At 74.0% G+C, this 14,007-nt stretch carries 13 protein-coding genes; 5 read left to right on the top strand and 8 right to left on the bottom strand.

What is annotated here, in order from left to right; translation table 11 throughout:
• Positions 1-43 precede the first annotated feature (43 nt).
• The 8 genes from HUT16_RS17635 to HUT16_RS17595 form a co-directional block, all read right to left on the bottom strand.
• Positions 44-2,251 carry a DUF317 domain-containing protein gene (locus tag HUT16_RS17635; RefSeq protein ID WP_176189121.1) on the bottom strand — a complete coding sequence of 736 codons (2,208 nt, stop codon included), beginning with the start codon at positions 2,249-2,251 and terminating at the stop codon, positions 44-46.
• Entirely contained in the window at positions 2,232-2,885 is a 654-nt protein-coding gene (locus tag HUT16_RS17630) for a DUF317 domain-containing protein (protein ID WP_303392142.1), read from the bottom strand. The genes HUT16_RS17635 and HUT16_RS17630 overlap by 20 nt, the downstream gene beginning before the upstream one ends.
• A 202-nt stretch (positions 2,886-3,087) precedes the next feature.
• Positions 3,088-3,708, bottom strand: a complete 621-nt coding sequence (locus HUT16_RS17620; RefSeq protein WP_176189119.1) for a hypothetical protein — start codon at positions 3,706-3,708, stop codon at positions 3,088-3,090.
• A 10-nt stretch (positions 3,709-3,718) separates the two neighbouring features.
• Positions 3,719-4,651: a DUF317 domain-containing protein gene (locus HUT16_RS17615; RefSeq protein ID WP_176189118.1), complete on the bottom strand. Its 933-nt coding sequence runs from the start codon at positions 4,649-4,651 to the stop codon at positions 3,719-3,721.
• 3 nt (positions 4,652-4,654) lie between these two features.
• Complete coding sequence (locus tag HUT16_RS17610; RefSeq protein WP_176189117.1) at positions 4,655-5,452, bottom strand: hypothetical protein; 798 nt, start codon at positions 5,450-5,452, stop codon at positions 4,655-4,657.
• 39 nt (positions 5,453-5,491) lie between these two features.
• Positions 5,492-6,289 (bottom strand): DUF317 domain-containing protein, encoded by a 798-nt coding sequence (locus tag HUT16_RS17605; RefSeq protein WP_176189116.1) that lies wholly within the window; start codon positions 6,287-6,289, stop codon positions 5,492-5,494.
• Between the two features lie 156 nt (positions 6,290-6,445).
• Positions 6,446-7,201: a DUF317 domain-containing protein gene (locus tag HUT16_RS17600; RefSeq protein WP_303392141.1), complete on the bottom strand. Its 756-nt coding sequence runs from the start codon at positions 7,199-7,201 to the stop codon at positions 6,446-6,448.
• Positions 7,202-7,364: 163 nt separating this feature from the next.
• A complete protein-coding gene (locus tag HUT16_RS17595) occupies positions 7,365-8,120 on the bottom strand; it encodes a site-specific DNA-methyltransferase (protein ID WP_254897849.1) in 756 nt (251 codons plus the stop codon).
• A 493-nt stretch (positions 8,121-8,613) separates the two neighbouring features.
• On the opposite strand from HUT16_RS17595, the gene HUT16_RS17590 reads away from it, so the two are divergent.
• From HUT16_RS17590 to HUT16_RS17570, 5 genes are all read left to right on the top strand, one after another.
• Positions 8,614-9,729 (top strand): C40 family peptidase, encoded by a 1,116-nt coding sequence (locus HUT16_RS17590; RefSeq protein WP_176189113.1) that lies wholly within the window; start codon positions 8,614-8,616, stop codon positions 9,727-9,729.
• A 95-nt stretch (positions 9,730-9,824) separates the two neighbouring features.
• A complete protein-coding gene (locus HUT16_RS17585) occupies positions 9,825-10,136 on the top strand; it encodes a DUF6112 family protein (RefSeq protein ID WP_176189112.1) in 312 nt (103 codons plus the stop codon).
• Complete coding sequence (locus HUT16_RS17580; RefSeq protein ID WP_176189111.1) at positions 10,137-10,811, top strand: hypothetical protein; 675 nt, start codon at positions 10,137-10,139, stop codon at positions 10,809-10,811.
• Positions 10,812-10,848: 37 nt separating this feature from the next.
• Positions 10,849-12,432 (top strand): conjugal transfer protein TrbL family protein, encoded by a 1,584-nt coding sequence (locus HUT16_RS38250; protein WP_368662741.1) that lies wholly within the window; start codon positions 10,849-10,851, stop codon positions 12,430-12,432.
• A 105-nt stretch (positions 12,433-12,537) separates the two neighbouring features.
• Positions 12,538-13,989, top strand: coding sequence for an SCO6880 family protein (locus HUT16_RS17570; protein WP_176192723.1), 1,452 nt, complete (start codon positions 12,538-12,540; stop codon positions 13,987-13,989).
• The last annotated feature ends 18 nt before the right edge of the window (positions 13,990-14,007 follow it).

The raw sequence follows: 14,007 nt of genomic DNA, 5'->3' as shown, positions 1-14,007 counted from the left end.
GGTGCGCGGCCCGGGCCTCTGTGCGCGAGGACGCCGCTGCGGGTCAGCGCCGGTACCTCGGGTACGGGCTGTGCTGTTCGGGCACGTGGGGGCTGTCGGCCGGGGTCGTGCCGGTGCCCACGGTGCGGTGCCGGGCGGCCGCGGCGCGGCTGATGATGACTGCGGGGGCTGCCGGGCGCGGCTTCAGGGGGGTGAGGGTCAGGTGCTTCGCGTGTTCGGCGGGGACCTGGCGGGCGAGCCGTGCGACCGGGGTGGTGCGGGTGAGGGCGGTGGCGAGAGCGGTTTTCAGCGGCCGGGGCGCACGGTCGGTCATCTCGATGGTCCAACCCGCCTGCACATCCGGGCCGATGTCGCCCCCGGTGACCAGCCAGCCGGGAGTGCTGCCCGGTGTGTGCACGAGGTCGCTGGTGTAGTCGATCATTGCCGTCCTGTCGCCGGGCGGGCTCCAGAAGACGTGGCCGGCCTCGCTGTCCTGGCTCCAGCCGGCTTGGGCCAGGGGTTCCCGCCAGGAGGAGTAGCGCAGGTTGGTCCGGGCAGTGCCGGGTGCGGCGAGCGCCTGGTGGACGGCGGTGGTGATCTCGGCGGGAGTCCGTTCGTCTGCGTCGAGGATCCACAGCGGTTTGCCGGTGGCCGGGTCGGTGCAGACCGTGAGCCACCCGGTGCCGTTGGCGGTGGGTATCTCGTCGGCACGGAACCGGCCGCAGGGGCTGGCATACCTGGGGAACAGGGCATCGGCGAACGTCCACCCGGCGGCCAGCAGAGGTGCTGCGGGAGCGGAGGCCGTGAGGTGGCCGGGTCCGGCGAGGTGGGCGGGAGCCACTTCGACCAGCGGGGCGGGCCGGGGCATGCCGGGGGCGAACAGCTCGCCGGCCGCCTCGCCGAGCGCGGTGAAGCGGCGGCGGACCTCGTCGTGCGCAGGCCACTGGGCATGGTCCGGCAGTTCCCCCCAGCACACGCTTTCACCGTCCGGGGTGCTGCGGCCGGCGATCGGCTGGTCGTAGAAGCCCGCCACCACTCCGTCCGCCTCGATGCTGCGGATGACGTGGGCGGCGACGGTGCCCGCTGCCGCGTACAGGTCCTCGTTGGTGAAGCGCAGGCTCTCCAGCGGCACGGCCGGAACGGCCCCGCCGACGATGCGGTCCCACGCCGGGCGGTTGACGACGCCGTCTGGGCCGAATCGGTCGTGGCTGTGGGCGGCGGCGTCCGCGTCGCTCAGGCCGAGCAGGCGGTGGACGTACCGCGCCGAGTCCTTGACCAGGTCGAGGGCGAGCATCGCGCCCAGCAGCCGCTGCTCCAAAGGCAGTTCGCCCCAGACGGTGGGCGCCCTGGGGCCCTGGCCCGTGCTGGGCAGGACCTGGTCGGCCAGCACGGCGATCGCGTCGTCGACCCTCACCACCTGCTCCGCGAAGGCGAGCAGGCTGGAGAGCGTCTGCGCGGCGGCGAGGTCGAGGTCGTGGTCGGTGTAGGCGGGTGGGAGCGGCACGGGGCCGTCCTCGGTCATGGTGTACCCGGCGTGGGCGAGCAGGTGCTTGTCCATCCGTTCCGGGTCGCGTCGCAGCGGCGCCGGGTCGGTCAGCGCGCGGACGAAGGCGCTGGTGACCAGCTCGGGGACGTCCGAGGTGAACAGGGCCTGCCAGTACGGCTCGCCGGCGTCCGCGGGGCCGGCTTCGATCGCCAGCGCGCAGTGCCCCATCAGGTCGAGGGGGTCGGCGTTTGGGCGCAGGACGGCGCGGGCGAGGTGGTCGGGGGACTCGACGCGCCGGACGCCGCTGGTCTGCTCCCGCTCGCGCCAGCCTGCGGCGACGAGCGCGTCCAGGGCGGCGTCGCCGTTGAACTGCCCCTCTTTCAGCGCCGGGTGGACCTCGCCGGTCCAGTCCGTCCCGGGCCGGGCGACGATGAGGGACTCGGTGATGGCGGTGATGAACTCCTCGGGGGTGCCCTGGGAGAGGGCGACCATCCACTGGGGTGGGCCGAGGGGTTCGCGGGCGGCCGAGACGCGCCACCGGGCGCCGGGGTCGAGCTGGCCCGAGGCGATGCGGATCCGGTGGTCGGGGCTGGAGGTGAAGGTCTGGCCAAGGGCGTAGTTGTGGTTGTGCAGCCAGTGGAGGCCCAGGACGTGGCGGGCAACGGGATCGGACGGGCCGCCGGGGCCGGCGAGGTGGCGGGCGGCGATGTCGAGGTGGGGGTCCGAGTCGGGGTCGGCGGCGATCGGGGATGCGTCCTTTCGCGGGTCAGCGGTGGCGGCGTTCACCGCCGGGCGATGGGGGATCGGTGGCGGCGGGGGCGGGCGTGGTGCCTTCGGAGGGGCGGTGAAGGCCGTGGGCGGTGGCGGCGGCGGAGCGGGTGGGGCGGGCCCCGATGCGGACCTGGGGCACGTGGGCGGCCGGGACCTGCCCGCGCAGGCGCTCGGCCGGCTGTGGTTCGACGACCTCGGTGAGCGCGGCGATCACGAGCGCGTTCGGGCAGTGGGTGGTGAACTCGGCCTGCCAGCGGAGGTGTTCGTATCCGCGCGGCCCGCCCCAGACGACGGCGCCGGGCACGGTGACGGCGGAACCGGAGACCTGGACGGGCAGGTGGATGCCGCCGGTGCCGTCGGCGCGGGTGAAATCGCTGCCCAGAGCGGTCTCCCTCCACGGCGGGTCGGCGTCCTCCACCGTGAGGTGGACGGCCGCGTCCAAGGGGCGGCCCTCCCACAGCAGGGCGTCGTACCGGGCGTCCGGGTGGTGGTCGAGCGAGGAGGTGAGGTGGTCGGCGACGGCCATCACGACCTCCACCGGGGTGCGGGGGCAGAACCGGGCCTGCCAGTGGAGTTCACCGACGGGGGAGGTGTAGGCGGCGATGGTCCAGCGGGGCTGGTCGCCCTCGGCTTCGTGGTCCAGCTCGATTCGGGCGGTGTGCTGGTCGTGGACGGCGAAGGTGGTGCTGTCGTGGGGGCGCCAGCGCTGCCAGGTCTCGTTCTCCTCGAAGAACTGGTGGAACGCGGTATCGGGGTTACCGGGGCCGGCGAGGTGGCCGGGGGTGACGATGACGGGGGTGCCGGGGGTCAGGTGGAACTCCGTACGGCGTGCAGGGGCGGGGTGTCGAGGGTCATCTGCCGTTCCTCTTCGCAGGATCGGCCGCGGCCTGGGCCGCGGTGGCGTTCGGGCCGGACAGTGGTCCCGGTGCGGGTGCGGTCGGCAGGACGCGGCTGACCGTGAGTGCGGCGGCGGATCGCCCTGACGCCCGCTGCGGGTCGGGGGCCTGGCGGTCGAGGTGGCGCTGCAGCAGCTCGGCGGCGGCGGTGAGGCTCTCGCGGGCGCCCTCGAATGCCCGCTGCAGGTGCTCGACGGCCTCGGCCCGGCGGGGGCCGTCGGCGTGGACGGCGAGGTACTCGGCCTGTTCGAGGACTGGGCCCAGGGTGCGGATCATCGTCCGGCGGGTGGTGATGAGCAGCTCGGCCTGGATTTCGTGGCCGCCCTGCAGCAGGAGGTCGATGCCGGCGGTGGTGGCCTCGATCGGCTTGGTCATCAGGCTGACGTGGTCGTCGGCCAGGACTGTGTCCCAGCCGGCGGCCCTGAACATGGCGAGGCCCTCGGTGAGGTCGCCGGTGACCTCCGCGAGGGCCTGGGCGGCGAGGTGGAGGGTGAGGTCGCCGTCGTTGCCGGGGCCGAGGTTGTGGGGGTGTGCGGCGCGCAGGGCCTGCAGTTCGGCCGGGGTGTAGGCGGGCACAGGGATTCTTTCAGCGGTGGGGAGCGGGGCGGGGCGCGGCCGTGGTGAGGCTGCTCGGCGGCGGGGCGCTCAGGACGGTCTTGGGCCCGCCGGCCGCGACGAGCGTGGGGCTCGCTCCGGTGGCCGCCGCGGCCCGTCGGCCGGCGGCAACCGGTACGGCCGTCAGCCGCTCCGGGAGCCCGTCGGCGTTGCGCAGCAGCGGCTCGGGACTTGCGACGGCGGAGGCGAAGGCGTGCAGTACCGGTAGCGGGACGTTGGCGGTGAACCGGGCGGTCCACGAGGTGGCCCGGTCGCCGCTCTCGCACGTGACCTTGAGGAACGGGTCGCGCCAGGGGCCGTCCCTGTGCAGCGGCGGGGCGATCAGGGCCAGGCGCGCGGTGACGAGACGGTCGGGCGAGGCGAGGGTGAATGACCGGGCGGTGACGGTCTCCGACCACCCCTGCAGCGCGAAGGGGTACATGGCCCCCAGCCCCGAGCCGCCCCGGACGAACGCGCGGTTCTCGTTGGCACCGTTGCTCTCCTCCAGCACGGTGGCGACCTCGTCGAGCGCGGCGGCGACCATTTCGGGCGGGGTGTGCCAGCCGAAGGCCATCTGCCAGTCGGCCATCCCCCCGGAGTAGGCGTCGCTGCGGGCGACGATCTGCCACGGGTCGTCGTGGTCGTTGCGGAAGCCCATCCGGATTCGCTCGCAGGGCGAGGCGAACGGGGTGAAGTACTCGGCGGGGCCGTCCACGGCGGGGCGGGTGTGCCAGCCGTACGCCTCGGGGATGGCGCGCAGGACGGTGTCGATCTCGCCGTTCTCGGAGCCGGCGAGGTAGCGCGGGGTGACGTGGACCATGTTGTCCGGCTCGTACCAGTCCTGGGCGCGGACGACGGCGTCGGTGAAGAGGGGAAGGGGAGTCAGGGGGGCCTCTCGGGCGGGTTGGTGGCGGAAGTAGGGCACCGGTCAGCGACGGTGGGGCCGGGGGCGGTCTGCTTCCGAGGATGCGGGGGCTGCTTCGGTGCCGGGCTGCGTCGCCGCGTCGGGCCTGCTGTCGAGGCGGGCGGCCTCGGCGCGGTCCCGGGCGGACGGCAGCAGGGGCGTCTCGATCCCGCGGATCCACTCGGTGGCAGCTTCGCGGCTGCTGAAGGTCGCGCCCCGTAGGCGCGAAGTGGACTCGCCGGTGCGGAAGCTGACGAACACGGTCACGGGCTTGCTGGGGTCGGGCGGGGTGCGGTCGGTGGCGATGGCGTAGGTCACGAAGCGGTCGCCGGCTCGGCTGGAGTGGGAGTAGTGGATCTTGAACCGCTTCCCCGATTTCCCCAGCAAGGCTTCGATCTTGGTGGACTCCGAGTCGCCTAAGGGGAGGAAGACCTCTCCGGCGAGTCGGCGGAGCCGGTCGCGGTCGGCGCCCTGGCCGGCCAGCCAGTTCTCGGCTAGCGGCGGCAGCGGCTGCTCCCGCATCTCGGCGCGCAGCTCCGTGTGGCCCGGCTCGATGTGCAGGTGGACGCCGACGAAGGGCGCTCGGCCCTGGTGGTGGCGGCCGTGGTCGTAGACCAGGTAGTAGTGGTCGCCCGCGCCGCCCTCCGGTGGGCCGTAGCCGTAGAGGACCACGCGGTCGCGGTCGTAGTCGGCGAGCCACTCCAGGACTTCGCGGGTGCGGTGGCCGGCGGCCTGGAGGTCGTCGAGGCCGAGTTCGCTGGCGAGGTCGCTGACCTCGGGATAGTACGTCAGGGGCGTTCTTCTATCGGGCGAAGGGGACATGGCGGCAGGGCGGGGGCTCCTGTGGGCGCGGGCCCGGTGTCAGCGCGCCGGGCGTGGGGCTTCGGCCTGGGGCAGGGTGCTGGTGGCGAAGGGCCCGGGCGGACGGGGGATGGGACCGGTGGGAGCGGGGTGTCTACGGGCGGCCGCCATGCGGGGGCCGGGCGCACGGTGGTGGACGAGCGGTGGGAGGGGGTGGACGAGGACGCGGGCGGCGGCCGCGACCAGGTGTGTCGGGGTGTCGCGGGTGAAGTCGACTGTCCACCGGCGGGGGCTGTTATCGGCTCCGCACCAGAGCGTGATCGTGTCCTCGTACCGGTCGAGTTCGTCGCCCTGCCAGGGCTCGGGGTGGCGCTGGAGGGACAGTCCGGCGAGCCCGGCTCGGGGCTTGGGCGAGGTGACGGTGGTGCGGATGTCGGTGTGCTCGGTCCTCCAGCCGGCCGCGGTGAGGACGGCGGTGGCTTCGGCGACGTCGCGGGTGGCGCCGGTGAGGCGGTCGGGGTCGCTCTCCAGGGTCCGCGCCACCGTGTCGAGGATCGCGGCGACGACCAGCGGGGGTGTCTGCGGGGAGAACTCGGCCCGCCACTGGGGCAGTTGGAAGGGGCCGTCGGTGACGTCGAGCTTCCACGGCCAGAAGTGGTCGGGCAGGTGGCCGGCGTGCACCAGGCCGCACGGGCTGGCCACGAAGGTGTTCCCGGTCTCGGGGTTGTGGTGGTGCGGCCAGCCGCGCTCGCCGGTCAGGACGCTCAGGGCCTGCTGGACGTCGCCCGGGGATCCGGGGCCTTCCAGGCAGTGCCCGGCGACGGCCGACGGACCGCCGCTCATCGACTCGCGGCTCAACGCTCCTTCTCCCGGAGGGAGTTCACGGCGTCCGGTCGGCTGTTGGTGCTGTTCATCGAGTGCTCCCTGGCTGCGGGCGTGATGGGCGGAGGGGTGCTGTGCGCCGTCGGGGCGCCCGGGTGGCGGGCCGCAGAGGTCCGCCGCCCGGGCGCGCCTCTACGGGCGGTCGGCCCGTTCGGCCTTGAGAATCGCGACGGCCTCCTGGGCGCGGCGGGTGCTGACGCCGAAGCCCTGGGTCCGGACCGCGGCCGAGACGGTGCGGATGTTGACGGGGCTGCCCTCCGGCAGGTCCTCGCGGGCGATCCGCAGAACGCTCTCCAGCGGGACTCCCTTGGCCCGCTTGCGCGGTGTGCGCGGGGCGGGCTCGGTCGGCCGCTCGTCCGCGTCCGCGTCCGGGGTCGTGTCGTCGAAGGCGGGGAGCACGGTGGACGCGTTCTCGGCGGCCTCGGCCCGTCGGCGCTCCTCCTCCTCGACGAGCGGCCGGCAGGCGGCGGCGACCAGGTGGGCCGGGGTGGCGTCGGCGAAGCGGACCTGCCAGCGCTCACCCTTCTCGTCCCGGCCCCACAGAGTCCAGGCGAGTCGGCCGCCGAGGTAGGAGTGCTCCAGGCCGAACTCCTGCCGGTACCGGCCGGTCTCGGGCAGGCACGCGGAGGCGTTCTCCACGCGCGGGCCGCGCAGGGCCCGCCGCTGGTCGCGCGGGTTCGGCTCGGCCAGGTCGCGGGCGAGCGCGCACAGGAGCGAGGCGAAGACCGCGTCGGGGGTGCGGGTGCTGAACTCGGCCCGCCACAGGACGTCTCCGGCAGGGCTGGCGTAGGCGGTCACGGTCAGCGCCGGCTCCCAGGTGGCGCCGGGGTCGTCCTCGACGCGCACCCGCTGGCACGGGCTGACGAAGACGTCGCGGCCGTTGGCCAGGTGGTGCAGCGACCAGTCGCTCGCGCACCAGCCCGGGCAGCCGCTGGCGCCGCAGCCGTCGGAGTCGGGACCGCAGCCGGAGGTCCGGTCGGGGTCGGGGGAACAGGGGGTGGGCAGGGTGGATCTCCTTGCGGTGGTGGGTGGTTGGGGGAAGGCGGCTAGGTCAGGCCGGGTCGGCTTCGGCGAGGCTCTGCCGGGCCTCGGCCAGGCGGCGCTCGGCGATGTCCGCGTAGTGCTCGGTGAGCTCGATGCCGAGGAAGGAGCGGCCCTCCAGCAGGGCGGCGACCCCGGTGGAGCCGCTGCCCGCGGTGAAGTCGAGGACGGTGCCGCCGGGCGGGCAGATCTTCACCAGCTCGCGCATCATGCCGAGCGGCTTCTGGGTGATGTGCTCGCGGCTGGAGCCCTTGGGCTGGCTGCCCTCCAGCAGTCCGCGCAGGTAGACGGGGTTTCGGTCGCCGTCCATCGCGCCCTTGGAGCCCCAGGCCACGAACTCCGCGTTCTGGGTGAAGCGGCCCTTCTGCGGGCGCGCGGCGGGCTTGTACCAGGGCACGATGCCGCGCCACAGCCAGCCGCCGGCCTGCAGCGCGTCGGTCGTGGTCGGCAGCTGCCGCCAGTCCGAAAAAACGGCCACGGTGCCGCCGTCGACGGTCAGCCGGTACGCCTCGGCGAGCAGCTGGGACAACCAGAAGCCATAGCTGCGCTGATCCTTGTGCTCGCCGGGGAAGTCCGGCAGTACGACCTTCACGCCGCTCGTGTACTTCTCGCGGGCGGTCCGGCCGGTGCGCTCCTGGGTGGTGCGGCCGCCGCTGTTGTACGGGGGGTCGCAGATCACGCAGTCGACCGTCCGGCCGGGCAGTTCGGTCAGCCGGGTCAGGGCGTCGCCCCGAAGGAGGGTGTAGTCGGGGTCGGTTCGGGTCAAGTGGTCATGTCCTCGCAGGGGTTGGGAGTGCCGCCGGTCGGCGGGGGCGCGGCCCGCGCGCTGTCGCGCAGACCGGCCGAAGGCCCGGTGACGGGGCGGGTGGGGAGGACCCGCCGCGATCCTCGCCGCTGGGCCTGGACAAGAACGTAGGCGGGCCGATATCTCCCGGGCAAGGAATTCAGGAATGTTCGCGAACATCCGCGGATTCCTTGCCCGGGAGATATCGGCCCGCCTAGCGTCTTGCTTGTCGCCAGGGACACCGAGGCGCTGACCTGCACCGACGGAAGCGGGAACTTCCTTCGAGCGCAGGCGCATCGGAAGTCCGGCCGATTCCACCACACCCCCCGGCAGCGCACGCACGCCCTTGGACGAGTCTGCCCGCGCTGCCACTCACACGATCGGAGACACCCGTGCCGGGAATCCCCCTGCCCGCTTTCTGGACCGCCCGCGACCCGGGCCCGCGCCGAGGAGGTCCGCGCCGCCGGCGGCGCCGGTGAAGAAGATCGCCGCCGCCCTCGCGGCCGGGATCCTGCTGGCCCCGTTCGCCGTGGTCGTGCCGTTCGCGGCCATCGAAGGGAACGCGGCGGCGGCCTGTCCGACCGCGGAGGCGCAGGGCGTGGACAGCGCCGCCGTCGAGGCGGCGGTCAAGCTGATCCTGGGCGGAGGCTCCGGCCCCACCGTCCCGGTGGAGGGCCTGGATCTGCCCACCACCCAGATCCCGATGGCCAAGGCCATCGTCGCCACCGGCATCGCCCTGCAGGTCCCGGCCCGCGGCCAGATCATCGCCCTGGCCACCGCGATGCAGGAGTCCCGCCTGCGCAACCTCACCTACGGCGACCGCGACTCGATGGGGTTGTTCCAGCAGCGGCCGTCCCAGGGCTGGGGCACCCCCGAGCAGGTCACCGACCCCGTCTACGCGAGCACCTCCTTCTACAAGGCGCTGCTGGCGGTGCCCGGTTGGCAGGAGCTGCCGCTCACCGTCGCCGCGCAGAAGGTCCAGCTCAGCGGCTTCCCCGAGGCGTACGCGCAGTGGGAGCCGTTGGCCACCGCCCTTCAGCAGGCGATCGGCGCCTCGCTCGGCGCACCCGCCGCCGGCACCGCGCCGACGCCCACGGCCTCACCGGGCTCGTGCACGCCGCCGGGCGCGGACACCGACTGGGGCGTGATCCCGCCCGGCACCCTGCCAGCCGGCTACCAGATCCCCAGCGACGCACCCCTGCCCGTGCAGTCCGCTATCCGCTGGGCCCTCGGCCAGCTCAACACCCCCTACCAGTGGGGCGGTTCCTGCACCAACAGCCACGGTGAGGACCCGATGGGCCGCTGCGACTGCAGCAGCCTCGTGATGCAGGCGTACCGGGCCGCGGGCGTCAACACCCTCGACCGCGTCACCTACGACCAGGTCAAGCAGGGCACTGCCGTCCAGGTCGGCGACCTGCGCCCCGGCGACCTGCTGTTCACCGAGCCGGGCGCGAAGGGCCCCGAGCATGTCGGGATGTACATCGGCTCCGGCCTGGTGGTGCACGCCCCGCACACCGGCGACGTGGTCCGCATCGCCCAGTGGGACTCCTGGAAATCCGGCGTGATCGCCATCCGCCGCATCGTCCCCTGACCTCCCCCTCCCTTCCCTTCCTTCCCCCTTTCCTCCGTGCCGCAGCGGCGCGCCGTCCCGCGCCCCGGCATGCCCAAATCCCCCTGGAGAAACGTTTGTCCATACTCGCTGAGGCGATCACCCACCTGGCCTACGACCCGGGCGTCACCCCGGCCGAAGGCGGTCTACCTGGCCTGGCGGTCTTGAAGAAGGTCGTCTCCTCGATCAACCTGTTCGCGATCATCGCCACGGTCGGCGCGCTCGCCGTCGCCGGCGTCGTGTGGGCCTGGGGCCACCACACGGGCAGCCACGGCGCCGAGGCGAAGGGCAAGCAGGGCGTCCTGGCCGCCGGCGGTGTCGCCCTGCTGCTGGGCGCCGCGAACGGCCTGGTGAGCTTCTTCAGCACCCTCGGGACGCAGGTCAAGTAAGTGACCAAGTCCCATCTGAGCAGCAGCAATCCGGTCTTCGGGCGGCGGCTGCTGATCGGGCTGGGCGTGCTGCTGGCCGCCGCCCTGCTGGCCGGGCTCGCCGCCCGGCTGGCGGGCGGCGGCCACGCCGACCACTCCGCCACCCAGCCCACCGCCGCCCCCCGGCCCACCTCCTCGTCGACCGCCTCCGCCGAACCGTCCGGCGAGGCCACAGGGAACGTGGCCCGTCCCCCGCACACCACCTCCCCGACCGACTACGCCACCGCGCTCGCGCGCACCCTGTGGTCCTACGACACCCGCGCGCTCGACCAGCAGAACTTCGTCAACGGCCTTCGGCTGTGGCTCACTTCGGAGAGCCAGTATGCCGACGGCGCCTCCGTCGAGGCCCAGGTCCCCGACCCGGTGCTCTGGTCGCGGATGCGCGACAACGAGCAGACCTCCACCGCCCGCGACCTGGAGGCGCACCTACCGGACGGCTTCCGGCAGGCCGTCGCCCAGGACCCCGGCGCGCTGAGCCGGGCGTACATCTACGCCGTCACCGTCACCGGCACCGTCGACATCGCCTGGAGCGGCGGCGGCCGCGGCGGCGAGTCCCGGGCGATCACCCTGGCCGTGCAGTGCCGCCCGCAGCAGGACTGCGCGCTGGCCGCCATCGCCCCCACCGTCTACCCGTGAGCCGACCGCTCCCCTCTCCATAAGGAGCTGATCCCCTATCGGGTTCTGCGACCTCCCCCTCGCCGGCGCGCTGTGCGACCTCACCCCCGGCGGCGTCGCCAGCGGCATCACCACCAGCATCGGCAACTGGATCGCCCAGTCGGCCGGCGACCTCGCCAAGTCCGCGGTCGACATGGCCAGTCGGGCCGTCGACCAGACCACCTTCGTCGACCTCTCCGCCCAGTGGTTCCGCGACACCTACTCGCTCATCCTTCCCATCGCGCTGACGGTGATCGTCTGCACGTTCACCCTGCAGCTCGTCAGGGCCGCTTGGCGCCGCGACGGACAGGCCCTCGGCCAGGCCGTCACCGGCACCGTCTCCTCGGTCTTCTTCGCGATGTGCGCGATCACCTTCACCTCCGTCGCCATCGCCGTGGTCGAGGCCCTCTCCCGGGGCCTGTTCACCATCGCCAACTCCAGCATGGACGACGCGGTGCGCCGCCTCGTCAAGGTCTCGATGATCACCGCGACCACCCCGCTCGGCTGGGCGATCCCCGCCCTGACAGCCCTGGGCTGCGCCGTCGGCGCGATCCTCTACTGGGGCATGATGATCTTCCGCAAGGTCAGCATCCTCGTCCTGGTCGTCCTCGCGCCGCTGGCCGCGTCGGGCGGCCCCTGGGAGCCGACACGCGACTGGAGACGCCGCTGGGTAGAGGCCACCGCCACCGTCGTCGTCTCGAAGCTCGTGATGACGATCATCATGCTGGTGGGCGTCTCCGCGATCGGCGAGAGCGACACCAAGGACGGCCTGACCGCGCTGAGCGACATCATCGCCGGCCTGGTCGTGATGGCCCTGGTCCTGTGCTGCCCGTTCATGGTCTACAAGTTCGTTCACTGGGCGGGCGACGGTCAGGCCCACGACCTGCACCGCTCCACCGCCGCGGGCCTGCAGACCGCCACCGCCGCCGCCAAGAAGGGCGGGCAGATGGCGATGAGCGCGGGCGCCGGAGGCTCGGGTGCCGCCGCAGGCGGTGCCGGAGCTGTCGGCGCGGGCGGTGCCGCCAGCCCGCAGGGCCCCTCCCAGGTACCCGGCCAGAGCGGCGCGGGCGGCGGGTCCTCGGCCGACAGCGTCACCAGCACCCTCGCCAAGGCGACCCCGACCAGCTTCCGCTACGGGGCACCCACCCGCTCCGGGCCGGGCGACGGCGGCGTCCCGCTGCTGACCCGCTCCACCCCCGCGCCGCGATCCGACGGCGACCAGGCCACACCCCTGCTGGCCTACAGCGGCTCCTCCGGCTCCGCCCCCGCGGCCTTCCCGGCAGGCGGATCCCCGGCCGCGTCCCCCACCGGCGGAGCCCCGGCCGCCTCCCCCGCGACGAAGGCGGCCAGCGCCTCCGGCTCGCCCCGGATCTCCACGCCCGGCTCCACCGGCGCACCCCCCGCGGCCGGACCCTCCGCCGCAGGGCCGTCCCCGGCCGGGCCTTCCGCCGCCGTGCCCGCCGCTCCCGTCGGCGGCGCCGCTTCGCCCGCAGCCGCCGGTCCGGCCTTCAACCCGGTCATCGTGCCGCCCGCAGGCCGCCCGTCCACCCCGTCCCCGGCCGGGCAGCGCTTCCGCTTCCCCGAGCGCCCGCCGTCCTCCTGACGCCCGCTGCCCCCTCCCCGCCTCCAAGCGCCCTCCCGGACTGCCCATCGTCCGGGAGGCCCGGGACCGGCCCCTCCGCCCCCGCACCCCAGGTAGAAAACAGCCCTGACCAGCGAATACCCCGACACGATCCGATTCCCCTCCCGCACCCGCCGAGGCATCCTCCTCGGCCTGACCCTCCCGCAGCTCGCCATCGCCGGCACCGGCGGCCTGCTGCTGCTCGCCGTCCTGATGACCATGGGCGTCGCCGCCGCCCTGGCCTTCACCCCGCTGTGGGCCCTGCTCGGCGCCGCCGTCCTCGTCCGCATCCGCGGCCGCTCCGTCGCCGAGTGGGTGCCGATCGCCCTGCGCTACCAGCTGCGCCGCACCCGCGGCCAACTCCTTTGGCTGGCAAGGCCGTCCACCCGCCCCCGCCGTGAGGGGCTGCTGCACCTGCCCGGTACCGCGGCCTCCCTGCGCGCGGTCACCAGCCCCGACGGCCGCCTCGGCGCCGTCCACGACCAGCAACAGAACACCCTCACCGCCGTCACCCGCGTCTCCTCCCGCGCGTTCGCCCTCCTCGACCCCGCCACCCAGAACGCCAACGTCTCCGGCTGGGGCCGGGCCCTGGCCGCGCTCTCCCGCTCCGGGCAGATCGCCCGCATCCAGGTCATCGAGCGCACCGTCCCCGACTCCGGCGACACCCTGCAGCGCTACTGGCTGGAGCACGGCCGCCCCTCCACCCCCGTCGCCGGCCCCATCTACGAGGAACTCCTCGCCGCCGCCGGACCGAGCGCCGCCCCGCACGAGGCGTACATCGCCGTCTCCCTCGACCTGCGCGAGGCCCGCCGCCTGATCAACCAGGCCGGCGGCGGCCTAGCCGGAGCGTTCGCCGTCCTGCAGCAACTGACCGCCTCCCTCGACCAGTCGGTGCGCGGCGCGGGCCTGGCCCCGGGCGGCTGGCTGACCGCCGGAGAGATCGCCGCCGTCGTGCGCACCGCCTACGACCCGGCCGTCCTGGGCGCGCTGGAGCGCTGGAGCGAGAACGGCCGCCCGGAGGCCGACGTCGCCGCCGCCGGCCCCGTCGTCCTGGTCGAGGAGGCGGAGTCGATCCGCACCGACTCCGCGCACCACACCGTCTACTGGATCGAGCAGTGGCCCCGCACCGAGACCTCGGCCGGGTTCCTCCACCAACTGCTCTACAGCAGCGGCGTGCGCCGCACCCTGTCGATCACCTACGCCCCGCAGCAGCTCGACGCCGCCCTCAAGGACGTCCAGCGCCGGAAAGCCACGATCATCGCGGACGCCGCCGAGCGCGTGCGCCGCGGCCAGGTCGACTCCGAGACCGACACCGTCGAGTACGCCGACGTCAAGGCCCGCGAGCTGCAGCTGATCGCCGGCCACGCGGACGTCGCGATGACCGGCCTGCTCGTCGTCTCCGCCGACGACCCCGAGCAGCTCAGCGCCGCCTGCGCCCAGGTCGAAACCGCCGCCGTCGCCGCCCTGATCGACCTGCGCCGCCTGACGATGCAGCAGGCCGAGGCGTTCACCGCCGCCCTGCCCCTCGCCCGACTCTGACCGCCGAAGGGCACCCCG

This window comes from Kitasatospora sp. NA04385 (genome assembly GCF_013364235.1).
Classification (GTDB): Bacteria; Actinomycetota; Actinomycetes; order Streptomycetales; family Streptomycetaceae; genus Kitasatospora.
The sequence above is the reverse complement of the archived record's forward strand: the minus strand, read 5'-3'. Positions and strand labels throughout refer to the sequence as shown.